This window comes from Amycolatopsis sp. NPDC003731 (genome assembly GCF_053586895.1).
This window is the reverse complement of the sequence record NZ_JBSFNC010000046.1, coordinates 25416-47504: the sequence shown is the minus strand read 5'-3', so window position 1 is coordinate 47504 and position 22089 is coordinate 25416. Positions and strand designations below refer to the sequence as shown.

The 22089-nt window shown below is 73.0% G+C and carries 19 protein-coding genes; 13 read left to right on the top strand and 6 right to left on the bottom strand.

Translation table 11 applies throughout. From position 1 onward, the window contains the following. The first annotated feature begins 223 nt into the window (after nucleotides 1-223). The 7 genes from sucC to ACWDN5_RS20945 all read left to right on the top strand — a co-directional run bounded on the left by sucC (nucleotide 224) and on the right by ACWDN5_RS20945 (nucleotide 7921). Nucleotides 224-1393 carry an ADP-forming succinate--CoA ligase subunit beta gene (sucC, locus tag ACWDN5_RS20975; RefSeq protein WP_310967535.1) on the top strand — a complete coding sequence of 390 codons (1170 nt, stop codon included), beginning with the start codon at nucleotides 224-226 and terminating at the stop codon, nucleotides 1391-1393. Nucleotide 1394: 1 nt separating this feature from the next. After that, complete coding sequence (gene sucD, locus ACWDN5_RS20970; protein ID WP_310967533.1) at nucleotides 1395-2285, top strand: succinate--CoA ligase subunit alpha; 891 nt, start codon at nucleotides 1395-1397, stop codon at nucleotides 2283-2285. 209 nt (nucleotides 2286-2494) lie between these two features. Then, on the top strand, nucleotides 2495-3274 hold the full coding sequence (locus ACWDN5_RS20965; protein WP_310967532.1) for a DUF5336 domain-containing protein: 780 nt from the start codon (nucleotides 2495-2497) through the stop codon (nucleotides 3272-3274). 135 nt (nucleotides 3275-3409) lie between these two features. Then, on the top strand, nucleotides 3410-4864 hold the full coding sequence (locus ACWDN5_RS20960) for a cell division protein PerM (RefSeq protein WP_449677465.1): 1455 nt from the start codon (nucleotides 3410-3412) through the stop codon (nucleotides 4862-4864). 77 nt (nucleotides 4865-4941) lie between these two features. Further along, nucleotides 4942-5559 (top strand): phosphoribosylglycinamide formyltransferase, encoded by a 618-nt coding sequence (gene purN / locus ACWDN5_RS20955; protein ID WP_310967530.1) that lies wholly within the window; start codon nucleotides 4942-4944, stop codon nucleotides 5557-5559. Beyond that, complete coding sequence (gene purH / locus ACWDN5_RS20950; RefSeq protein ID WP_310967529.1) at nucleotides 5549-7108, top strand: bifunctional phosphoribosylaminoimidazolecarboxamide formyltransferase/IMP cyclohydrolase; 1560 nt, start codon at nucleotides 5549-5551, stop codon at nucleotides 7106-7108. The genes purN and purH overlap by 11 nt, the downstream gene beginning before the upstream one ends. A gap of 27 nt (nucleotides 7109-7135) precedes the next feature. Further along, the gene (locus ACWDN5_RS20945) at nucleotides 7136-7921 is read left to right on the top strand and encodes a hypothetical protein (protein WP_449677464.1); all 786 of its coding nucleotides are present in this window, start codon (nucleotides 7136-7138) and stop codon (nucleotides 7919-7921) included. Here the strand turns inward: ACWDN5_RS20945 and ACWDN5_RS20940 are convergent. Both ACWDN5_RS20940 and ACWDN5_RS20935 read right to left on the bottom strand, forming a co-directional pair. Then, nucleotides 7918-8637 (bottom strand): hypothetical protein, encoded by a 720-nt coding sequence (locus tag ACWDN5_RS20940; protein WP_449677463.1) that lies wholly within the window; start codon nucleotides 8635-8637, stop codon nucleotides 7918-7920. The two genes, ACWDN5_RS20945 and ACWDN5_RS20940, sit on opposite strands and share 4 nt — an antisense overlap. Before the next feature lie 46 nt (nucleotides 8638-8683). Next, the gene (locus ACWDN5_RS20935; RefSeq protein WP_449677462.1) at nucleotides 8684-9172 is read right to left on the bottom strand and encodes a GNAT family N-acetyltransferase; all 489 of its coding nucleotides are present in this window, start codon (nucleotides 9170-9172) and stop codon (nucleotides 8684-8686) included. A 218-nt stretch (nucleotides 9173-9390) separates the two neighbouring features. On the opposite strand from ACWDN5_RS20935, the gene ACWDN5_RS20930 reads away from it, so the two are divergent. The 4 genes from ACWDN5_RS20930 to ACWDN5_RS20915 all read left to right on the top strand — a co-directional run bounded on the left by ACWDN5_RS20930 (nucleotide 9391) and on the right by ACWDN5_RS20915 (nucleotide 16032). Beyond that, nucleotides 9391-10083 carry a hypothetical protein gene (locus ACWDN5_RS20930; RefSeq protein ID WP_449677461.1) on the top strand — a complete coding sequence of 231 codons (693 nt, stop codon included), beginning with the start codon at nucleotides 9391-9393 and terminating at the stop codon, nucleotides 10081-10083. A gap of 394 nt (nucleotides 10084-10477) precedes the next feature. After that, complete coding sequence (locus ACWDN5_RS20925; protein ID WP_449677460.1) at nucleotides 10478-12085, top strand: DNA polymerase Y family protein; 1608 nt, start codon at nucleotides 10478-10480, stop codon at nucleotides 12083-12085. A gap of 2 nt (nucleotides 12086-12087) precedes the next feature. Beyond that, nucleotides 12088-12726, top strand: coding sequence for a hypothetical protein (locus tag ACWDN5_RS20920; RefSeq protein WP_449677459.1), 639 nt, complete (start codon nucleotides 12088-12090; stop codon nucleotides 12724-12726). Continuing rightward, nucleotides 12727-16032, top strand: coding sequence for an error-prone DNA polymerase (locus ACWDN5_RS20915; RefSeq protein ID WP_449677458.1), 3306 nt, complete (start codon nucleotides 12727-12729; stop codon nucleotides 16030-16032). Here ACWDN5_RS20915 and ACWDN5_RS20910 read toward each other — a convergent pair. The 3 genes from ACWDN5_RS20910 to ACWDN5_RS20900 are packed head-to-tail and all read right to left on the bottom strand — an operon-like array spanning nucleotide 16015 to nucleotide 18006. Then, nucleotides 16015-16752: a class I SAM-dependent methyltransferase gene (locus ACWDN5_RS20910; protein WP_449677457.1), complete on the bottom strand. Its 738-nt coding sequence runs from the start codon at nucleotides 16750-16752 to the stop codon at nucleotides 16015-16017. The genes ACWDN5_RS20915 and ACWDN5_RS20910 overlap by 18 nt on opposite strands. A 32-nt stretch (nucleotides 16753-16784) precedes the next feature. Further along, nucleotides 16785-17216 carry an acyl-CoA thioesterase gene (locus ACWDN5_RS20905; protein WP_449677455.1) on the bottom strand — a complete coding sequence of 144 codons (432 nt, stop codon included), beginning with the start codon at nucleotides 17214-17216 and terminating at the stop codon, nucleotides 16785-16787. After that, the gene (locus ACWDN5_RS20900; RefSeq protein WP_449677454.1) at nucleotides 17182-18006 is read right to left on the bottom strand and encodes a helix-turn-helix domain-containing protein; all 825 of its coding nucleotides are present in this window, start codon (nucleotides 18004-18006) and stop codon (nucleotides 17182-17184) included. Before ACWDN5_RS20900 ends, ACWDN5_RS20905 begins: the two co-directional genes overlap by 35 nt. A gap of 75 nt (nucleotides 18007-18081) precedes the next feature. Here ACWDN5_RS20900 and ACWDN5_RS20895 point away from each other — a divergent pair, with 75 nt between their 5' ends. After that, a complete protein-coding gene (locus ACWDN5_RS20895; RefSeq protein ID WP_310967513.1) occupies nucleotides 18082-18549 on the top strand; it encodes a VOC family protein in 468 nt (155 codons plus the stop codon). Nucleotides 18550-18573: 24 nt separating this feature from the next. Beyond that, a complete protein-coding gene (locus tag ACWDN5_RS20890; RefSeq protein ID WP_310967512.1) occupies nucleotides 18574-19161 on the top strand; it encodes a pentapeptide repeat-containing protein in 588 nt (195 codons plus the stop codon). A 41-nt stretch (nucleotides 19162-19202) separates the two neighbouring features. Here the strand turns inward: ACWDN5_RS20890 and ACWDN5_RS20885 are convergent, their stop codons facing one another. Then, complete coding sequence (locus ACWDN5_RS20885; protein WP_449677453.1) at nucleotides 19203-22088, bottom strand: glycohydrolase toxin TNT-related protein; 2886 nt, start codon at nucleotides 22086-22088, stop codon at nucleotides 19203-19205. Between the last annotated feature and the right edge of the window lies 1 nt (nucleotide 22089).

Genomic DNA, 22089 nt, shown 5'->3' with positions numbered 1-22089 from the left:
GAACGGCGTTCGGGTCCTCCCCACCCGAGACCCCGGAAAAGCCGTGGAATGGTTGCGCGGTGGGCGGTCTCACACCTCGGGAACACCGTCTGACCGCGTACGGTGACCGACTTCACCAGGTGCGGAGTCCCCTGCGTCTGCGCAGGTCGCTAACCTCGACTGGTCCGACAGCGCGGTCCGGCAACGGACCACCACAGTGGCGTGTCGTCAGGAGACTGGAGTAGTGGACCTCTACGAGTACCAGGCGAGGGATCTCTTCGCCGCCCACGGAGTACCGGTTCTGCCGGGCTCGGTGGCTAGCACCCCCGAAGAAGCCAAGACCGCCGCGGAGCAGATCGGCAACCAGGTCGTCGTCAAGGCGCAGGTGAAGGTCGGCGGCCGCGGGAAGGCGGGCGGCGTCAAGCTGGCCCAGACGCCGGACGAGGCGAAGGAGAAGGCGGAAGCCATCCTCGGCCTCGACATCAAGGGCCACATCACGCGTCGCGTGCTGGTGGCCGAAGCCTCGGACATCGCGTCCGAGTACTACTTCTCCTTCCTGCTGGACCGCGCGAACCGCACGTTCCTGGCGATGGCGTCCTCCGAGGGCGGCATGGAGATCGAGCAGCTCGCGGTCGAGCGCCCCGAAGCGCTCGCGAAGATCCCGGTCGACGCGATCGCCGGTGTCGACAAGGCGAAGGCGCTCGAGATCCTGAAGGCCGGCAACTTCCCGGCCGACATCATCGACGAGGCCGCCGACGTCGTGGTGAAGCTCTGGGAGACCTTCGTCTCCGAGGACGCCACCCTGGTCGAGGTCAACCCGCTGGTCCGCGACCCGCAGGACAAGATCATCGCCCTCGACGGCAAGGTCACCCTCGACGAGAACGCCGACTTCCGCCAGCCGGGCCACGAGGCCCTGGTGGACAAGGACGCGGAGAACCCGCTCGAGGCGAAGGCCAAGGCCAAGAACCTCAACTACGTCAAGCTCGACGGCCAGGTCGGCATCATCGGCAACGGCGCGGGCCTGGTCATGTCCACTTTGGACGTCGTGGCCTACGCGGGCGAGAAGCACGGCGGCGTGAAGCCGGCGAACTTCCTCGACATCGGCGGCGGCGCGTCGGCCGAGGTCATGGCGGCCGGGCTGGACGTCATCCTCAACGACACCGACGTCAAGAGCGTCTTCGTCAACGTCTTCGGCGGCATCACCGCCTGCGACGCGGTGGCGAACGGCATCGTCGAGGCCCTGAAGATCCTGGGCGACGAGGCCACCAAGCCGCTGGTCGTCCGCCTGGACGGCAACAACGTCGTCGAGGGTCGCCAGATCCTGGCCGACGCGAACCACCCGCTGGTCACCGTGGTGGACACAATGGACAACGCGGCCGACAAGGCTGCCGAGCTCGCCGCGGCAGGTGCGTGAGATGTCGATCTTCCTGAACGAGAACAGCAAGGTCATCGTCCAGGGGCTCACCGGCTCCGAGGGCATGAAGCACGCCACCAAGATGCTGAAGTCCGGCACGAACATCGTGGGCGGCGTCAACGCCCGCAAGGCCGGCCAGACCGTCACCATCGAGGGCAAGGACCTCAAGGTCTTCGGCACCGTCGAAGAGGCCATCAAGGAGACCGGCGCCGACGTGTCGGTCATCTTCGTGCCGCCGAAGTTCGCCAAGGACGCGGTCATCGAGGCGATCGACGCCGAGATCCCGCTCGCCGTGGTGATCACCGAGGGCATCCCGGTGCACGACTCGGCCTACTTCTGGGCCCACGCCGTCGCCAAGGGCGGCACGACCCGGATCATCGGCCCGAACTGCCCCGGCGTGATCAGCCCGGGCAAGTCGAACGCCGGCATCATCCCGGCCGACATCACCGGCCCCGGCTCGATCGGCCTCGTGTCGAAGTCCGGCACGCTGACCTACCAGATGATGTACGAGCTGCGGGACATCGGCTTCTCGACCGCGGTCGGCATCGGCGGTGACCCGATCATCGGCACCACGCACATCGACGCCCTCGAGGCGTTCGAGGCCGACCCCGAGACCAAGGTCATCGTGATGATCGGCGAGATCGGCGGCGACGCCGAAGAGCGCGCCGCGGCCTACATCAAGGAGAACGTGACGAAGCCGGTCGTCGGGTACGTCGCGGGCTTCACCGCGCCCGAGGGCAAGACCATGGGCCACGCGGGCGCCATCGTCTCCGGCTCCTCCGGCACGGCCGCCGCGAAGAAGGAGGCCCTCGAGGCCGCCGGCGTCAAGGTCGGCAAGACCCCGAGCGAGACCGCCGTCCTCGCACGTGAGCTGTACAACAACCTGGGCTGAGCCCGGGACGTAACTCCTGGTAGGGCCGGGCACCCACACGGGTGGCCGGCCCTCCCTCGTTTCGGTAGGAAACCGCGCGAGGTATTCACACGTCTGGTGGGCTGGCGGCCGCGGAGTGCGCTAGCGTTCTGCGCACACCAGCCGCCTCGTCTTTCCCCGGGCGCCCGTGCGCGCCCGGGGTGCCGGTCGAACCGACAGGAGTGCATCCGATGACCTTCCCCAGCGGTGGGCCCGGCTACCCCCAGCAGGGTGGCGGCCAGCAGCCCCCCGGACCGCCGTCCAGTGGCTTCCCGGCGCAGCAGCAGCCGCCGCACTCGCACCAGGCGTCCGCCGGTGGCGCGGGCCTGCCGCAGAACCTGCCGCTGCTGCTCGCCCTGGTCGTCGCCGGCCTCGGCCTCGTGCAGTACTTCCTCGGCTTCTCCGACAACGGTGAAGTCGGCCTCGGCGGGACGTTCCTGCTCGGCGGCGGCCTGCTCGCTGGCATGACCGCCCTGCCCAAGGGCCCGAAGACGCTGCCGTTCGCGGCGCTGTTCAGCGTCCTCGGCGCGCTCGAGGTCCTGGACACCCTGGTCGGGATGCAGACCTCGCCCGGCATCGTCACCGTCATCCTGATCCTGGGCATCCTGCAGATGCTCGCCGCGGTCGCCGCGCTGCTGATCGCGCACGACGTCATCAAGCCGCCGGCGCCGAAGCCCGCCGCGCCCTCCTACGGCGGTCAGTACGGCCAGCAGCAGTTCGGCCAGCAGGGGCAGGGGCAGGGCCAGCAGTTCGGCCAGCCGGGCCACGGGCCGGGGCCGGTCGCCCCGACCGGCGAACCGTCGGCGCCGTTCTCGCAGCCGGGTCAGTACGGCTCGCCCAACCCGCCGTCGACCACCCCGCCGCCGGGCCAGCAGGCCACCACGTACGCCCCGCAGCAGGGCTCGTTCTTCCAGCAGCCGCCGCCGGAGAACCCGGGCACGCCGCCCGGCGGCTTCGGCAAGTCGAACTGACGCAGCCCCACCCCGGACACCCGCTGTGACGCTCCGTGTCACAGCGGGTGTTTCGCGTCCGGGAGACCCGACCGGGTGAGCTCCCGCGCCCGGCGGCGGCGTGGCTCACCCGGACGGAGCAGCCCGGATGTCAGGGTGCGGATCATGGATCTGCTCACCGAAGAACCCCACCCGCCGGGTGACGAGGTGGGCGCACCCGAACCCGTCCGGGCGTCCCGGCTGCGGGTGCTGCTGGCCGCCGCCCTCGGCCCGCTGGTCACCGGCTACGCCGCCGTCGCGACCGTGCTGACCCTGGTCGCCCTCACCGCCGGCCGCGCCGCCTTCTCCGACACCGGCGTGCTGCTGGCCGCCGGTCCCGGCTGGCTCGCCGCGCACCAGGTGCGCCTCGGCATCGCCGGCCACCCGCTCGGGATGCTCCCGCTGCTGCCGACGCTGGGCGTGGTCGCGCTGGCCGCGCGGACGGCGTCCGGCGCCGCCCGCCGCCTCGGCTGCCGGTCGTTCCGCGAAGCCCAGCCGGTGCTGCTCACGATCACCGGCGCGCACGCGGTGTTCGGGCTCGTCATCGCCCTCTGCGCGCAGGGCTCGCCGGTGACGGCGAACCCCTTCGCCGCCTTCGTGGTCCCCGGCCTGCTCGCCGGAGCGGCCTCGGCCGCCGGCATCACCCGGTCGTGCGGGCTGCCGGACGCCGTCGCGGACCGCCTCGACCCGCTCGCGCTGCGCGGGCTGCGCGTCGGCGCGATGAGCCTGGCCGTCCTGGTGGCCTGCGGTGCCGCCGTCTTCACCGTCGCGACCGCGCTGTCGTGGGCGACGGTGTCCGACACGTACGAACCCGGGCTCGGCACCAGTTCCGGGCTCTTCCTGCTCTCGCTGCTGTACCTGCCCAACGCCGTGACGGCCGCACTGTCCTTCGTCACCGGGCCCGGGTTCTCGATCGGGCCGCTCACCGTCGGCATGTTCGGCTACCACGGCGGCGCCGTGCCCGCCGTCCCGCTGCTCGGCGGCCTGCCCGAGCACCACGCGGCCTGGTGGCCGGCGCTGCTGGTGCTGCCCGCCGCGGCCGGTGCGCTGGCCGGCTGGTCGCTGCGCAAGGTGGACGCCGATCCGGCACAGCGCATCCGCGCGGTCGCGGTCGCCGGTGCCGTCGTCGCGCTCGGCTGCGTCGTGCTGGGCACGCTCGCCGGCGGACGGCTCGGCGACGGCCCGTTCGACCCGGTCAGCGTCCCCGTCGGCGTCGCCTCGGTCGTCGCGTTCTGCTGGATCGTCATCCCGGGCTCGTTCGTCGCGTTCTTCGCCGGCGAGCACGAGCCGCCCGCGCCGCCGCCCGAAGCGCTCGAAGACAACGAAGCCTTCCAGGACGCCGACGACATCGACCCCGAAGAAGCATCCGAAGCCGTCGAGGAACTCGAAGCGGCCGGAGAGCCGTCCGAAGAGGACGACGAGTTTTCCGCCGAGGACGCGGAATTCGAAGCCGAGGCCGACGCCGAACTCGGCCTCGAAGAACCCGCCGAAACCGCTCCCGGCCCGGACGGGGCTGTGACCGGAGGCACCGAGACCTGCGGCGACGTCGAGCCGGACGAGGGCGACCGTTAGGGTTTACGTGACCTGGTGAAGCGTCGTGCGCCCGGCTGCGCACCGCCCGCGGCAAGGAGCCCGCTCTGTCTCAACGGTTGGAGCTGCCCACCCCGGTGAAGCTCGTCGTGCTCGCGTCGGGCTCCGGCACCCTCCTGCAGGCGGTGCTGGACGCCACCGGCCGGTCCGGCTTCCCGGCCAAGGTCGTCGCCGTCGGCGCCGACCGCACCGGCATCGAAGCCCTCACCCGCGCCGAGCGCCTGAGCATCCCGTCCTTCACCGTCCGCGTCGCCGACCACCCCGACCGCGCCGCGTGGGACAAGGCGCTGACCGAGGCCGTCGCGGCGTACCGGCCCGACCTCGTCGTCTCGGCCGGGTTCATGAAGATCCTCGGCGAGCAGTTTCTCGGCCGCTTCACGGTGATCAACACGCACCCGGCGCTGCTCCCGTCCTTCCCCGGGATGCACGCGGTCCGCGACGCCCTCGAAGCCGGCGTCAAGGTCACCGGCTCGACCGTGCACTTCGCGGACGCCGGGGTCGACACCGGGCCGATCATCGCCCAGGAAGCGGTCGTCGTGGAGCACGACGACGACGAAGACGTCCTGCACGAACGGATCAAGGCCGTCGAACGCAGGCTGCTGGTGGAAACGATCGAGCGACTCGGCCGCGGTGGCTGCACCGTGGACGGACGAAAGGTGACATTTCGTGAGCACTGACCTGGGACGGCGCCCGGTCCGCCGGGCGCTGATCGGCGTCTCGGACAAGGCGGGCCTCCTGGACCTCGCGACCGGCCTGCACGCGGCCGGCGTCGAGATCGTCTCCACCGGCGGGACGGCGAAGGCCATCGCCGACGCCGGTGTCCCGGTCACGCCGGTCGAGCAGGTCACCGGCTTCCCGGAGTCGTTGGACGGCCGCGTCAAGACGCTGCACCCGAACGTGCACGCCGGGCTCCTGGCCGACCAGGGCAACCCCGACCACGTCGAGCAGCTGCGGAAGCTGGACATCGCGGCGTTCGACCTGCTGGTGGTGAACCTGTACCCGTTCGCGCAGACGGTCGCGTCCGGCGCGAGCCCCGAGGACTGCGTCGAGAACATCGACATCGGCGGCCCGGCGATGGTCCGCGCGGCGGCGAAGAACCACGGCAGCGTCGCGGTCGTCGTCGACCCGGCGAGCTACGGCTGGGTGCTCGAGCGCGTCGCCGACGGCGGCTTCGAGTTCGAAGACCGCAAGCGCCTCGCGGCCCGGGCGTACGCGCACACGGCGGCGTACGACACGGCTGTCGCTTCGTGGTTCGCCAGCGCGTATGCGCCTGCGGACGACGCCGGCTTCCCGGACTTCCTCGGCGCCACCTGGGAACGCGCCGACGTCCTGCGCTACGGCGAGAACCCGCACCAGAAGGCCGCGCTCTACAAGAGCCAGAACCCGGGCCTGGCGCACGCCGAGCAGCTGCACGGCAAGGCCATGTCCTACAACAACTACGTCGACACCGACGCCGCCCGCCGCGCCGCGTACGACTTCGCCGAGCCCGCCGTCGCGATCATCAAGCACGCCAACCCGTGCGGCATCGCGATCGGCGCGGACATCGCCGAGGCGCACCGCAAGGCCCACGCCTGCGACCCGGTCTCGGCCTACGGCGGCGTCATCGCGACGAACCGGCCGGTCAGCCGCGAGGCCGCCGAGCAGATCGCCGAGGTCTTCACCGAGGTCGTGCTGGCCCCCGACTTCGACGCCGAAGCCCTGGAAATCCTGCAGCGCAAGAAGAACATCCGCCTGCTGAAGCTGCCGGCGGCCCCGGCGTTCCCGGTCGAGTTCCGCCCGATCTCCGGCGGCGTCCTGCTGCAGACGGCCGACGCGATCGACGCCGACGGCGACGACCCGGCGAACTGGACGCTCGCCACCGGCACCGCGGCCGACGAACCGACCCTGCGCGACCTCGAGTTCGCGTGGCGCTCGCTGCGCGCGGTCAAGTCCAACGCGATCCTGCTGGCCGCCGACGGCGCGACCGTCGGCGTCGGCATGGGCCAGGTCAACCGGGTCGACTCGTCGCGGCTGGCGGTCTCGCGGGCCGGCGATCGGGCCAAGGGCTCGGTCGGCGCGTCGGACGCGTTCTTCCCGTTCCCGGACGGTCTGGAGGTGCTGGTCGAGGCGGGTGTCCGCGCGATCGTGCAGCCCGGCGGCTCGGTCCGCGACGCCGAAGTCATCGCGGCCGCGGAGAAGGCGGGCGTCACGATGTACCTGACGGGGACGCGCCACTTCGCGCACTGACCCCCGCGCTTCGAGAGGGAGGGCTCGATGCAGCAACCGCCGTACGGCCACGGTCAGCAGGGGTACCCGGGCTATCCGCAGCAGCAGCCCGGGTACCCGCAGCAGCCCGGGTACCCGCCCCAGCAGGGCTATCCGCCGCAGGGTTACCCGCCTGGCTACCCGCCGCCCGGGTACCCGCCCGCGGGGTACGGCGCGCCGGTGCCACCGCCGAAGAAGAAGCGGATGGGGCTGATCTTCGGCATCATCGGCGGTGTCGTCGTGCTGCTCGGCGCGGGCATCCCGCTGAGCATCGTCGCGAGCGACTACTACGCGAGCACCGGCGCGGCGCCGTCGTCGTCGCCGGTGCCCGCCGAGTGCCAGGTCCCGGCGCCGGTGCTGGAGAAGGCGGGCTTCCCGAGCTTCGTCCTGGCCGGCCAGGGCACCGAGGACCTGCCGGGCATCAAGCAGCAGGGCTGCAGCTGGAAGCCGGGGCCGGACGAAAACGTCCGCGACGCCACCATGCACGTCCAGATCACCCGGTACTCGGGGGAGAGCGCGCGCGAGCAGGCGAACGACCTGTTCACGCCGAAGGCGCCGCCGATCCCGCCGACGGAAGTGCGTGGCCTCGGCGACAAGGCCCTGCTGGTCCGGCTGGCCACCGACAGCGCGTTCAGCGGCTCCGAGCTGCACGTCCTGAAGGGCACGACCGTCGTCGTCCTCGAGGTGTCCGGCTGGGACAAGGGGTTCTTCTCGAACTCGCCGATGCCGCAGCAGGAAACCGACGCCGCCGTGCAGGCGGTCGGCGCGGAGATCGTCAAGAAGCTGTCGCGCTAGGCGGGCGCGGGCAGCGCCTTGCAGAGCGCGACCGGGAACTTCGGTGCGGCCGCCAGGATCTCCGCGCAGCCGGCGGAGTGCGCCTGCGCGAACGACGTCCACCCCGCATCGCTCCAGCGGAAGGCGCTGCGGGCGCCCTCGAGGTCGACGACCAGCCACGACGGGTCGCAGGCGCGGGTGGTGCCCGGGCCCGCGGCGCCGGCGGCGGACACCGCGGCGCCGATCCACGCGGGGTCGCAGTGGTCGGCGGGCGGGGCGCAGGCGCCCTGGCGGTCGCAGTGGCCCCAGCCCGCGCCGAGCTTGTGCCAGGCGTTCCCGGTGTCGGCGTTGAGGATGACCGTCCGGTCCGCGATCGGGTCCGCCGTCGTCAGCGGCACCTCCGCGGGCACCTTGTCCTGGCAGCCGCCCGCCGCGGGGCGCGTCGAGTAGACGACGTCGGCGCGGATGTCGGTCTTCGCCTCCACGACCTGTTCGATCCGCGGCTCGCGGACGCAGCCGGGGTCCTTGCCGGGCAGCGCGACCTGCACGAACAGGCTGTGGTCGTCCGAGCCGGGGCGGATCCCGGTGACGTCGGCGCGGAACGAGCGCCACTCCGCGCCGATGGTCGTCGGCGCCGGGGCCGCGGCCGTGGCGCCGGGCACCCCGCAGGCCGCCGTTCCCACCGCCACCAGCACGCCGACGACCGCCAGGATCGGCCGTCTCAGCGGTCCTGTCATCGCCACCCCCCGAAGTCCACCGGGGAATCTAGCCGACGCCGCAGCGTCAGGCGGCCGGACCGGGTTTTTCGCTGAGGGTGACGTCCTTCTCCAGGTAGACCGCGTCGCGGATGTGACCATCGGCGGCGGGCGCGTCGGTGAGCCGGTAGCCGGCCCGCTGGTACATGGCGATGTTGCGAGCGCTGCGCGCCCCGGTGAAGAGGGCGAACCGGCGGGCTTCGGCGGGCGCGTGCGCCTCGGCGTGGGCGAGCAGCCGGCGGCCCAGCCCGCGCCCGGCGAGGTCCGGCGCGACCATCAGCCTGCCGAGTTCCCAGCGGTCGCCGTCGAGCCGGGCGCGCACGGCGCCGATCAAGCGGTGGTCCTGCCGGAGCACCCACACCGACCAGGTCTTCGTCCAGTCGCGCACGTCTTCGAGGGTTTCGTGCAGCGCGGGGATGTCGAGGGTGTCGTTGAGGACGGCCTCCTGGACCCAGCAGCAGCGTTGCAGGACCAGCAGTTCCGGGACGTCTTCGGGGCGGGCGTCGGTGAGCTCCACGCCGCCTGTCTAGCGATCGGTGGGCGGGCGGGGCAACTGCTTTAGCTCCCCACTAGTGGGTGACTTGACACCTCGGGTGGTTCGCGGTTGACTGGACTACGTCGAACAGATGTTCGACACGAAACCGCCGCCTTCCCCGCGGCGAACCAGTGCCGTCGGTCGCGTTTTTGGGAGAGGCTCGGCCGCCGGCACCAGTCCGTGGTGGGGAGGTGCGTGCGGTGACCGCTGTGGTGGAGCCGCCGGTGGCCCGGCTGGCGGCCCTGCCCGGGGTCAGCACGGCGAGCCGGGTGGCGGCCCAGGCCGAGCGGGCCAGGGCGACGGGAAGGGTGCTCCCGGTCGTCCCGGCGCTGGCCGGGCTGCTGCCCGACACCGGGCTCCGGCGCGGGAGCACGGTGGCGGTCCACGGGGGGACATCGCTGCTGCTCGCCCTCCTCGCCGCGGCCACGGAAGCGGGTTCGTGGGCCGCGGTGGTCGGCATGCCATCCCTGGGGGTCGCGGCGGCCGCCGAGTACGGCGTGGACGTGACCCGGCTGGCGCTGGTCCCGCGTCCGGGCGCGGAGCTCCCGGCGGTGGTCGCGGCCTTGCTGGACGGCGTGGACCTGGTGGCGGTCCAGCCGGAGACGGTCCTGCCGGCGGTGGCCCGGCGCCTGTCGGCCCGAGCCCGCCACCGCGGCGCGGTCCTGCTGGCCGCGGGAGCGTGGCCCGCGGCGGACGTGGAGCTCTCGTGCCGCCGCTCGGCCTGGTCCGGCCCCTCGGCCGGGTACGGACACCTTGAATCGCGCCAGGTGCAGGTCCGGTCCCACGGCCGCGGCGCGGCCGCCCGCCCCCTGACGGCCACCTTCGACCTCCCACCCGCCACCCCGCACCCCACCCCCTCGTCCATCCCCACCCTCGACGAGGCCACGGCATGAACCCCACCCGCCCACCCCAACCCCCCACCCACCCGTGTCGACCCTCCAATCACGCGTGCCGACCCTGCAATCACGCGTGTCGACCCTGCAATCACGTGTGTCGACTGTCCAGTCACGTGTGTCGACTGCCCAATCACGTGTGTTGCCTCCTTAATCACGCGAGATGCCTCGCCGATCCCGCGTGTGGCCCCTCCGGTCACACGAGATCCGCGCCCAACCACGCGAGTCCCGTCCCCAATCGCGCGAGATCGGCTCACGCGAGCCGGCCACTCGCCCACGAGAGCCGACCCACCGGGCGCCCGCGCACACGAGCGATCCGGCCCCTTGCCCACGCGCGCTCGCCACACCACCACCACCACCCGCGTCGGGGTGGCGGCCGGATCCGGGAGGCCGCATGACCGTCCCGGCCCAACGCACCACCCCCGACGTCCCCACCCGGATGCTCGTCCTGTGGTGCCCGGACTGGCCCGCCGTCGCAGCCGCCGCCGTCGGCGGGGTTGCCGCCGACCTGCCCGTCGGCGTCTTCACCGCCAACCGGGTCGTCGCCTGCAACGCCGTCGCGCGGCGCAGCGGCGTCCGGCGGGGGATGCGGCGGCGGGATGCCCAGTCGAACTGTCCGGAGCTCGCCGTCTTCGCCGCCGACGACGGGCGGGACGCCCGCCTGTTCGAAGCCGTCGCGCGGGCGGTCGAGGGGCTCGTCGTCGGGGTCGAGGTCGTGCGGCCCGGCCTGGTTGCCGTCCCCGTCGACGGTGCCGCCGGCTACTTCGGCGGGGAGCACGCGCTCGTCGAACGGCTTCTCGACGAGGTCGCCGCCGCGGCTGGGGTCGAGTGCCAGGTCGGCGTCGCCGATGGACTCTTCGCCGCGACGCTCGCCGCGCGGTGCGGTGAGTTCGTCGAACGCGGGCACGCTGCCGACTTCCTCGCGACGCTGCCGGTCACCGAACTCGACCAGCCCGGCGCCGACCGCGCGGAGCTGGTCGACCTGCTGCGCCGCCTCGGGCTGAAGACGCTCGGCGCGTTCGCCGCTCTGCCGGAACGTGACGTCGCCAACCGCTTCGGCGCGGGCGGGCTGCTCGCGTACCGGCTGGCGCGCGGCCGGTCCGAACGGCCGCCGCTGCGTCGGCGGCCCCCGCCTGAACTGAGCCTCGCCGAGGAGTTCGACCCCGTCGTCGAGCGAGTCGACGTCGCGGCGTTCCTCGCCAAGGGGCTCGCGGCGCGGTTCTGCGCGGGCCTCGCCGCACACGGCCTCGCCTGCACCCGGCTCGGCATCTACGCGGTCACCGAAGAAGGCGAACACCTCGGCCGGGCGTGGCGGTGCGCCGAACCGCTGACCCCTGCCGGCGTCGCCGATCGCGTGCGCTGGCAGTTCGAAGGCTGGCTGCGCGCCGCGCCCGGGCAGCGTCCGACGTCCGGCGTCGTGCGGCTGCGGCTCGAACCCGAGGAGGTCGTCGAAGGCCGGTCGCTGCAGCTCGACCTGTGGCGCAACGGCGGCACCGACGAGGCCGACGAGCGAGCGGCCCGCGCGTTCGTGCGGGTCCAGGGCCTGCTCGGCCCCGAAGGCGTGCTCACCCCGGTGCTCGACGGCGGCCGCGACCCGGCGGGCCGAGTGCGGCTGGTGCCGTGGGGCGACCCGCGCGAGCGGACGACGCCGCCGGACGCGACCTGGCCGGGACGCCTGCCGTCCCCATCCCCGGCGACGGTCCTCGCCCGGCCGGTCCCGGCGCAGGTCTTCGACGACGGCGGCCGCGCCGTCGGGATCACCGCGCGCGACCAGGTGACGTCGCCGCCGCGGAGGCTCAGCATCGCGGGCGGCGCGGGCCGGGAGGTCGTGGGCTGGGCGGGCCCCTGGCCCCTGGCGGGCGACCGACGGCGGCCGAGTCCGCCCAGAGCGCGGCTGCAGCTGGTGCTGGCCGGCGAAGGGGAGGAGCCACCCGAAGCGGTGCTGGTGCACTGCGCAGGCACGGAAAATCCACTGTGGACGGTCGAGGGAGTGTACGACTGAGCATGGACGAGGACTACGCACGAAAGCTGCGCGACTGGTTGCGAGCCGAGCCCGGCCCCACACCCCGAGGGGCTTCGGAGGAGCGCGAGTGGCTGCGCGAGATTCCCGAGCCCGCAACGGAAGAGCAGGCGGAGAGGTGGACGGTCCGCGGACACCTCCCGCAGACCCCCGCCGACGACGACTGGGTCTGCCCGGTGATCGCCCTCCCGGTCCCGCGCCCGTCGCGCGAGAACGGCTGCCGCCTCAGCGGGATCGAGCTCCACTGGACCCCGCCACGCCGCATCAGCGACGCCGAGGCTAGCTCGAGGTGGAACCACCCGACGAACGCCGACCGCCGCGCCGACGCGAGCCGCATCAGCGACGCCGAGGCCCGGTCCCGCTGGAGCCACCCGACCAACGCCGACCGCCGCGCAGAAGTGAGCCGCACCAGCGACGCCGAGGCCCGCTCGAGGTGGAGCCACCCGACCAACGCCGACCGCCGCACCGAAGCACTCGAAGCGACCCCGAACAGCGAAGCCGACACGAACCAGCGCGCCCCCATGACCGACGCCGAAGCCCGGTCCCGCTGGAACCACCCGAGCAGCTGGCACCGTCGCCGCCGGGCCGCCGAAGACCGGCGTGACCAGCCCGGGGGTCACTGAATGGGCTGGAACAACCCGCCCGTCCGCTGGAAGGACCTCGCCCGCACCCTCGCCGGCGGGCTCCCTCCCGGCGATCACGGTGACAGCCCCGCCTGGGGCCGGCGCCGGGAGGGCTACCGGCGTCCCGGCGACCTGCCCACCCGCCGGAACGACGATGGCGCCGAGGCCGTCCGCGTCCCCTACGCGGAGCTGCACTGCCACTCCAACTTCAGCTTCCTCGACGGTGCCAGCCACCCCGAGGAGCTCGTCGAGGAGGCCGCGCGGCTGCAGCTCGACGCCATCGCCCTCACCGATCACGACGGCATGTACGGCGTCGTGCGGTTTGCCGAGGCCGCGCGGGAACTCGGCGTCGACACCGTCTTCGGCACCGAACTCAGCTTCGGCCTCCCCGGCCCGCAGAACGGCGTGCCCGACCCCGAAGGCGAGCACCTCCTCCTGCTCGCCCGCGGCGACCAGGGCTACCGCGCCCTCTGCCGCGCCATCACCGCCGGCCAGATCCACCACCAGGCCGAGAAGGGGCGGCCCGTCTACGACCTCGGCGCGGTCGCCGAGGAGGTCGCCGGGCAGTGCGTGGTGCTGACGGGCTGCCGCAAAGGCGCGGTGCGCTCGGCCCTCGTCACGCACGGCCCGGCGGCCGCCGCCGAAAAACTCGAGGAACTCGTCGACCGCTTCGGGCGCGACAACGTCTACGTCGAGCTCACCGACCACCGCCAGCCCCTGAACAGCACCCACAACGACCTCCTGACCCAGCTCGCGGACGAGCTGCACCTGCCGACCGTCGCCACCACCGCCGCCCACTACGCGCGGCCCGAACGCGCTCCGCTCGCCGATGCCCTCGCCGCCATCCGGGCCCGGCGGGGCATCGACGAACTCGAAGGCTGGCTGCCCGCCGCCGGCACGGCCTTCCTGCGCAGCGGCGCCGAAATGGACGTCCTCTTCCGGCGGTACCCCGGCGCGGTCCGGCGCAGCGCCCTGCTCGGCATGGAATGCGCGTTCCCGCTGAAACTGATCGCCCCCGAACTGCCGCCCTTCGACGTCCCCGAGGGGCACACCGAAACGACCTACCTGCGCCACCTCACGACAGAAGGCGCGAAGGAACGCTTCGCAGGCAAGCCCCACGAGGAAAAGGCCAACCAGCAGATCGAGCACGAGCTGGCCATCATCGAAGAACTCGGCTTCCCCGGCTACTTCCTGATCGTCTGGGACATCGTCCGGTTCTGCAACGACCACGACATCCTCTGCCAGGGCCGCGGCTCGGCCGCGAACTCGGCCGTCTGCTACGCGCTCGGCATCACCAAGGTCGACTCCGTCGCCTACGAACTCCTCTTCGAGCGCTTCCTCGCCCCGGACCGGGACGGCTACCCCGACATCGACCTCGACATCGAGTCCGACCGCCGCGAGGAGGCCATCCAGTACGTCTTCCGGAAACACGGCCGGCTCCGGACCGCCCAGGTGGCGAACGTGATCACCTACCGCGCCCGGTCCGCCGTCCGCGACGCCGCCCGGGCGCTGGGCTACTCACCCGGCCAGCAGGACGCCTGGAGCAAGCAGATCGACCGCTGGGGTTCGCTGCAGAGCACCGAAAAGGACCACGACCACGACATCCCGGACGAGGTCGTGCAGCTCGCCTTCGCCCTGGAGGACTTCCCGCGGCACCTGGGCATCCACTCCGGCGGCATGGTCATGTGCGCCGAGCCGGTGAGCCAGGTCGTCCCGGTCGAGTGGGCGCGGATGGAGAACCGCAGCGTCATCCAATGGGAGAAGGAAGACTGCGCGGCCGCGGGGCTGGTGAAGTTCGACCTGCTCGGCCTCGGCATGCTGTCCGCGCTGCACTACATGATCGACCTCGTCGAGGAGCACAAGGGCGAGAAGGTCGACCTCGCCGAGCTGGACCTCGCCGACGAGAAGGTCTACGACATGCTCTGCCGCGCCGACGCGATCGGCGTCTTCCAGGTGGAGAGCCGCGCCCAGCTGGCGACGCTGCCGCGGCTGCAGCCCCGCGAGTTCTACGACCTCGCCGTCGAAGTCGCGCTGATCCGGCCCGGGCCGATCCAGGGCGGCTCGGTGCACCCGTACATCCGCCGCAAGCAGGGCCGCGAAAAGTGGACCTACGACCACCCGCTGCTGGAAAAGGCCCTGCACAAGACCAAAGGCGTGCCGCTGTTCCAGGAACAGATGATGCAGATCGCGCTGGACGTCGCGAACTTCACCGCGGCGGAGGCCGACCAGCTGCGGCACGCGATGGGGTCGAAGCGCTCGGACCGGAAGATGGACCGGCTGCGGCAGCGGTTCCTCGCGGGCGCGGCCGCGAACGGCGTCGAGGACGAGCTCGCCGAGAAGATCTTCCTGAAGCTCAAGGCGTTCGCGAACTTCGGCTTCCCGGAGAGCCACGCGCTGAGCTTCGCGCACCTCGTCTTTTCGAGCGCCTACTTCAAGCTCTACCACCCGGACGCGTTCCTGGCCGGCCTGCTGCGCGCCCAGCCGATGGGCTTCTACTCACCGCAGTCGCTGGTCGCCGACGCGCGGCGCCACGACGTCACCGTGCACGGCCCGGACATCAACCGCAGCCTCCCGCACGCCACCCTGGAGGCAGGTACCGGGAAGTTCCACGACGTGCGCACCGGGCTGAGCACCGTCCGCAAGATCGGCGAGGACCTGGCGAAGCGGATCGTCGCCGAGCGCGCGGAAAACGGCGAGTACCGCGACATGGCCGACGTCGCCCGCCGGGTGCGGCTGACCACGCCGCAGATCGAGGCGCTGGCCACGGCGGGCGCGTTCGCCGGCTTCGGCGGGGATCGCCGCCAGGCGCTGTGGACCGCGGGCGCCGTCGCCGGCGAACGCCCCGACCGGCTGCCCGGCCTGCTCGGCGCCGCGGCCCCGGTACTGCCGGGGATGGACGGGCTCGACGTCGCGGCGGCGGACGTCTGGGCCACCGGGGTGTCGCCGGACAGCTACCCGACCGAGTTCATCCGCGACCGCCTCGACGAGCTCGGCGTCGTCCCGGCGAGCGGCCTGGCGGACCTCGAAGACGGCGCACGCGTGCTCATCGGCGGCGCGGTCACGCACCGGCAGCGCCCCGCGACCGCGGGCGGCGTCACCTTCCTCAACATCGAGGACGAAACGGGGATGGTCAACGTGATCTGCACGCTCGGCCTCTGGCAGCGCTACCACCGCGTCGCGCGCAGCAGCCCGGCGCTGCTGATCCGCGGGGTGGTGGAGAAGGCCGACGGCGTGGTCAGCGTCCTCGCCCACCGCGTCGAGCCGCTGCCGATGCGCATCAAGGCGAAGTCACGGGACTTCCGGTGAGGGGCGCCGGACGACCGTGATGATCTCCGGGCTCGTGCCGGTCACCGGTGTGCGGTCCCAGTCGCCGTACTGCTCGTCGACGACCAGCCCGGCTTCCTCGATGAACGCGTTCAGCGAAGGGACGTCGAGGAAGCGCAACGTGCTCTCGCTGTACTTCGGCGCGTCCCAATTCGGGCTCTCGTAGGTGGTCTTGAAGCTGACGTACCCGTTCTCGAACGGCCCGGCGTCGTTCCACGAGCGGACGTCCCCGGCCTCCCAGACGTGCGAAGGCGTCCAGCGCTCCCAGCCGCGGGCGGCCGGGTTGCGCGTCTCGAAGGCGAACCGGCCGCCCGGCTTCAGCGCGCGGTGGATCGCCGAGAACGCCATCCGCAGCTCGTCGTCGGCCAGCAGCACCTGGAACGCGTGTCCGCTCATCACGGCGAAGTCGAACTCCCCGTCCCACGACACGATCGACAAATCGCCGTGCACCCACTCGATGTCGGCCCGGCGGCGGGCCTGGATGAGCATGCCCTCGGCGGGGTCGAGGCCGACGAGCCGTCCGGTGTGGCCGGACTCGCGCGCCCAGTGCAGCAGCGAACCGGTGCCGCAGCCGACGTCCAGCACGGACTCCGCGGCCATGATCATCGGCAGGTAGAACGCGAAGTCACCGCTGCTCTCGCGCGGGTTCAGCGCGTCGTAGAGCGAGGCGAGGAAGGGATCGACGTAGTCGTGGTCCGGCATCCCCGCCACGGTAGTGGCCGGGCCCGGCAAGATCATCCGGTTTTCGGTGCCAGCCCCAGCAGTTCCGGGTGCACGGCCAGCTCCCGCCAGTACGAGCCGGGGTCGGCCAGCAGGCGCCGGCGGTCGAGGTCGAGCAGGCCGGACACGCTCGCGACTTCGGCGACGAGCGTGCCGTCCGGCGCGTGGAACTCCTGGGCCACCCGGGAGGTTTTCCCGTTGCCCCACCGGAATTCGCAGCTGACGTCGACTTCGCCGTACGGCGGCAGCTCGCGGTGGAACCGCACGGTCGTCTCCAGGTTGACCGGCCCGATCCGGCGCGCGGTCAGCCCGGCCGGGTCGATGCCGGCGGCCTGGAGGCACGCCCAGCGCGCGTGGTCGGCGTAGGCGAGGTAGGCCGGGCCGCGGACGTGGCCGTTGACGTCGATGTCGTCACAGCGCACCGGGATCGTGACGTGGAAGGTCATGCCCGCGATCGTGGCCCGGCGCCGCGGCCGCTGTCTGGAACTTTTCGGCCACCCGCACCAGGGCGGCGGGCGAAGAGCCGGAGAGCCGCCGGCACTCGCGGCCGAGGTGGGACTGGTCGGCGTACCCGAGGTCGGCGGCGACCCGGGCCAGCGACGTCCGGTGCGCGGCGAGCGCGTCGAGCCGGCGCAGGAACCCCTGGAACCGCCGGACGCGCTGCAGGTGCTTCGGCCCGGCCCCGACGGAATGGACGAAGTGCCGCCGCAGCGCGCGTTCGCTGACGCCGAGCGCGTCGGCGACCTCCGCGGTCCGGGACGTCACGCCGAGCGCGCGGACCGCGGCGAGCACCCGCCGGTCCGGTGCCGCCCTCCGCCGGGCGACGAGCCGTTCGAGAACGCCCCGCTGGATCCGTGGATCTCCTGACGCGGCAAGGATTTCCTCGGCTCGACGGGCATCCGGGCCCCAGAGGTCGCGCAAGGGGGTCGCGCCCGCGGGCAGCTCCGGCATGGCCGTGCCGAGCACGGCGGCCGCGGCCCCGCACCGCAGCCGCACGCCGACCCGCGACGACGACGCCGGAACCCACAGCCGCAGCGGAGCGCCGACGGTGACGACGACCGTGAGCGCGGCGCCGTCCCAGACAAGGTCGGCGCACCCGTCGGGCAGCACGCGCAACGGCCGCGCCCAGCCGGTGCGCCCGTGCCAGCCGCAGGCGAGGACGTCCGCGAGCGCGGGCGGCGGCGCCACTTCGCGGTACACCGACCGCGCCGCCACCGGCCGCAGCGGAACTCCCATGCGACCAGTATGCAGCGGTCAACCACTGACCTATTTCGATTCTAGGTTCGGAAACCCGAACCGAGGAGGAAACAGATGGTCAACCCCGTTCCCGAGGGCTACACGACGGTCACCCCGTGGATCATCGGCCGCGACACCGCCGGCCTGCTCGATTTCCTGAAGGCCGCCTTCGACGCCGAAGAACTCGGGCGGGTCGTGGGCGAGGACGGGAAGATCGGGCACGCCGAGGTGCGCATCGGCGACGCCGTGGTGATGGCGTTCGACTCGCCCGACGGCTGGGACCCCACCCCGGCCTTCCTGCGGCTCTACGTGCCGGACAGCGAAGAAACCCAGCGGCGCGCGATCGCGGCCGGCGCCACCGAGATCACCCGGCAGACCGTGCTGTTCTTCGGCGACCGCGTCGGCCGCGTGCGCGATCCCTTCGGCCACCTCTGGTGGATCCAGACGCGGTTGGAGGACCTCGACGAAGCCGAGCTGGCACGGCGCGCGCAGCTGCCCGAGTACGTCGAGGCGATGAACTACGTCCAGGGTGCGAAGCCCTAGCCGCGGGTGTGGCACCCTGGGGCCGTGCTGGAGACGGGGGAGGACTACCGCGAAGCGGTGCTGTCCGGGCAGTGGTGGGAAAAGCGGCGGTTCACCGGCTGCGACTTCACCGGCGCGGACCTGAGCGGGCTGCGGACGCGCGGCTGCACGTTCGACGACTGCGTCTTCACCCGGGCCGACCTGTCGCGGTCCCGGCACGACGCGTCCGCGTTCCGCTCCTGCACCTTCGACCGGACAGTGCTCGCCGAGAGCCGCTGGACGGCGTGCTCGCTGCTGGGTTCGTCGTTCACCGAGAGCGGGCTCGCCGGGATCGCGCTCACCGAGTGCGATCTCTCCCTCGCCTCGCTGGCGAAGGCGCGGTTGCGCAAGCTCGGGCTGTCGGGCCTGCGGTTGCGGGAGGCCAACCTGATGGAGGCCGACCTCTCCGGCGCGGACCTGCGCGGCAGTGACCTGACCGGCGCCCGCCTCCACGGCGCGAAGCTCGAAGGTGCCGACCTGCGTGGCGCACGGCTCGACGCGAACGCCCTGGTCCAGGCCGACCTGAGGGGCGCGGAGGTCGACGTCGAAACGGCGATCGCCTTCGCCGCCGCGCACGGGCTCGTCGTCCGCTGAACCGGCGAAGGCCCCGGCAGTGCCGGGGCCTTCGCGGAAATTCAGTCGATCGGGGGTTCGCCCGGGTCGAGCTCGATCAGGTCGCCCTCGGCCAGCAGCTCCTCGATCGACGCCGGCAGCAGGTACGCCGACCCGCCGCCCGGCTGGTTGAACCACGGGATCGCGACGCCGGCCAGCGTCTCCAGGGGCCGCTGCACCCGGTAGACGTGGTAGGGGCGGTTGACCCACTCCGGCACCAGCGACCGCTCGGCGAACGGCGTGCCCGCCGCGTACGTCAGGTTGCCGTTCGGGCCGCCGAAGCGGTCCAGCTCGCTGCCCGCGGGCAGCTCGCGCAGCTCCTTGCCGCGGAACAGCGTCAGCGGCGGCTCGCCGGCCAGCGGGCCGATCGGCCACTGCTGCTGGCCACCGCCCCCACCGCCGTTGACGGCCGGGCGGGCCGGTTCCTCCCGGCGCGGCGGCGTGGGCGGAACGGCCGGGGCGGGCGGCGGCACCGGCAGCACACCCTGCGGCACCGGGGCCAGGACGGTCGGCGCCGACGGCGGTTCACGCCGGGGCGGCGCGGGCGGCGGGCCGGCCTGCTGCGCCACCGGCGGCGGCCCGGCCGGGACCGGCGCGGGCTGGCGCGGGGGCGCCGGCGGCTCGTCGTCCTCGAGGTCGCCGAAGAGCTCCTCGGCGCTGGTGAACGCCGTCTGCTCCTGCGGCGGCACCGGCTCGGGCTTGCGGACCGGGTACGAGCCGGTCGCGACCTCCGGCGACAGCGTCGCGACGACCCGCTGCGGCGCCGGCTCCGGTTCGGGCTCGGGTTCCGGCTCCGGCGTGGGCGGCTCCTCGGCGGGCACGTGGCCCTCCGGGTTGAGCAGGACCTTGCCGAGCATGAACGCGGCTGCGTCCTCGGCGTCGCCGAACACCGCCGGGTTGCTGAGCTTGCCGTCGTACCAGCCGACGCGCCAGCCGTCCTCGACCTCCTCGACGCTCCATCCGTGCTCGGCGGGTGCGCCCAGCTTGTAGCCGCTTTCGGGGACGTCGAGCTCGTCGAGCTTGGTCTGCAGGCCGGCGAGCACCGGGTGGTCCGGCGTCTCGCGCCGCAGCGCCCGGCGGCCCGGACGCGGCGGAGCGGGCGGCTCGGCCTGGGCCTCGGGGGCCGGCGGCTCGGGCACCGGCAGCACGCCGGGCACCTCGGGCTGGGTGATCATGGTCGGCGGACCCGGGTCGAACGCGGGCTGCTCCCGCCGCGGCGGCGGGAAGGCGGCCTCGTCCTCCGGCCGGGCCGGCGGCTGGAAAGCGTGTTCGTCTTCGTGCCGCTGCGGCTGACCGGGCGGGAACGAGTCCTCCGGCCGCGGCGGCTGGAAGGCCGCGTGCGCCGGGTCCTCGTCGTGCCGTGGCGGCTGCCCGGGCTGGAACGCGTCCTCTTCGCCGGGCTGGAACGCGTCGTCGTGACCGGGGGCCTGGAACGCGTGCTCGTCGTCGTGGTGCGGCGGCTGGCCCGGCTGGAACGCCTCGTCCTGGCCGGCGGCTTGGAAGGCGTGCTCGTCCTCGTGCCGCGGCGGCTGGAAGGCCGCGTGCGACGGCTCTTCGTCCTGGTGGGCCGGCTGGAAAGTGTGTGCCGGCTCGTCCGCCTGTCCGGTGTCGAAGGCGTGCCCGGCTTCGTCGGCCGGACCGGCGTCGAACGCCGTCTGCTCCGCCGGCGCCTCCTCGCCGTCGCGGGGTTCCTGCCCAATCGGCTGGTCGGGGACGTACTCCGCGGTCTCTTCGAGGTCGGGCACCCGGCCCGGCTCCGGCGACGAGCCGTTCGACGCCGCCGCGTGCTCGGGGTGGGCGTACTCCTCGTCCTCGGCGAAGCGGTCTTCGAACTCCTGCTCGTCGTAGCCCTCTTCGGCGTACTCGTGCTCTTCGGCCGGCGCCTCCGGCTCGGCGGGCGCGTGCGCCTCCACCGGCGCGGGCGGCTCCTGGTGCTGCTGCGGCGGCGGCGCCACGGGCGGGGGCGCGACGGGCGGCGGCCCCGCGGGGGCCTGCTGCACGGGCGGCTGGGGCGGCGGGCCCTGCGGCGGGGGACCCTGCGGCGGCGGCCCGGCCGGGCGCTGCTGCTGGGGCGGCGGCTGGTGACCCCGGGTCAGGTACGCGGCCGCGCCCTGCAGCGTCGGCTCGTCGACCGGCGGCAGCGTGAACCCGACCGAGCGGACGTGCTCGACGAGGTCCGGTTCGGGCGAAACGCCGTACTTGTGCAGGTAGAAGTTGACGGCGGCGGGCCAGATCCACTGGCCGTCGCTGTGGAAGGCGACCGGGACGGTCGCTTCCGGCGTCGCGGCCAGGCGGTCGATGTCGTAGCCGCGCTCGGGCACCACCAGCGGGGCGCGCTCCAGGTACTCCAGCAGGCGGTCCTGCTCGTCGACCTCGAGGTCGGGCCGGTTGATCACCGGCCGGCCGGCCGGGCCGACGGTGTCGAAGATCCGGGCGATCCGGAAGTGCGGCCCCGGCTGCTCCGGGCCGAGCCCGGACATCCGCCGGATCAGCCATTCGGGGACGTTCTCCTCGGTGCGCGGGAACATCCGCAGCTCGTCGGAGTAGGCCTGGGGCGGCGGCGCGAGGTTCCACACGGGTTCGTCGCGGTTGTACTCGAGGTTGTAGCTGGACGGGTGGTCCAGCTGGTAGCGCGCGTTGAACCACGTTCCACGGCCGTCGCGGTACATGCCGCCGCGGAGCCTGCCGAACAGGGTCGCGATGTCGTGGGTGGCGAGCCATTCGTGCACCGTGCCGTCCTCGGTCACGATCTCGCCGGTCAGCTCGTGGTACCTGCCGACGGCTCGGTACTCCGCGGTGACCTTGCGCCAGTCGCGCGGGGCGGCACGGAGCAGGGCAAGTCCGATCTGCTTGACCAGGGTGTCCTGCTCGGTCGCGTTCAGCTGCGTCGTCGGTTGTGCCACCCGCACA

Bases quoted from the DNA above. Each gene is read 5' to 3' on its own strand.
- sucD (WP_310967533.1), top strand. From the start codon at position 1,395: ATGTCGATCTTCCTGAACGAGAACAGCAAGGTCATCGTCCAGGGGCTC.
- ACWDN5_RS20965 (WP_310967532.1), top strand. From the start codon at position 2,495: ATGACCTTCCCCAGCGGTGGGCCCGGCTACCCCCAGCAGGGTGGCGGC.
- ACWDN5_RS20945 (WP_449677464.1), top strand. From the start codon at position 7,136: ATGCAGCAACCGCCGTACGGCCACGGTCAGCAGGGGTACCCGGGCTAT.
- ACWDN5_RS20940 (WP_449677463.1), bottom strand. From the start codon at position 8,637: ATGACAGGACCGCTGAGACGGCCGATCCTGGCGGTCGTCGGCGTGCTG.
- ACWDN5_RS20925 (WP_449677460.1), top strand. From the start codon at position 10,478: ATGACCGTCCCGGCCCAACGCACCACCCCCGACGTCCCCACCCGGATG.
- ACWDN5_RS20920 (WP_449677459.1), top strand. From the start codon at position 12,088: ATGGACGAGGACTACGCACGAAAGCTGCGCGACTGGTTGCGAGCCGAG.
- ACWDN5_RS20915 (WP_449677458.1), top strand. From the start codon at position 12,727: ATGGGCTGGAACAACCCGCCCGTCCGCTGGAAGGACCTCGCCCGCACC.
- ACWDN5_RS20910 (WP_449677457.1), bottom strand. From the start codon at position 16,752: ATGCCGGACCACGACTACGTCGATCCCTTCCTCGCCTCGCTCTACGAC.
- ACWDN5_RS20905 (WP_449677455.1), bottom strand. From the start codon at position 17,216: ATGACCTTCCACGTCACGATCCCGGTGCGCTGTGACGACATCGACGTC.
- ACWDN5_RS20900 (WP_449677454.1), bottom strand. From the start codon at position 18,006: ATGGGAGTTCCGCTGCGGCCGGTGGCGGCGCGGTCGGTGTACCGCGAA.
- ACWDN5_RS20895 (WP_310967513.1), top strand. From the start codon at position 18,082: ATGGTCAACCCCGTTCCCGAGGGCTACACGACGGTCACCCCGTGGATC.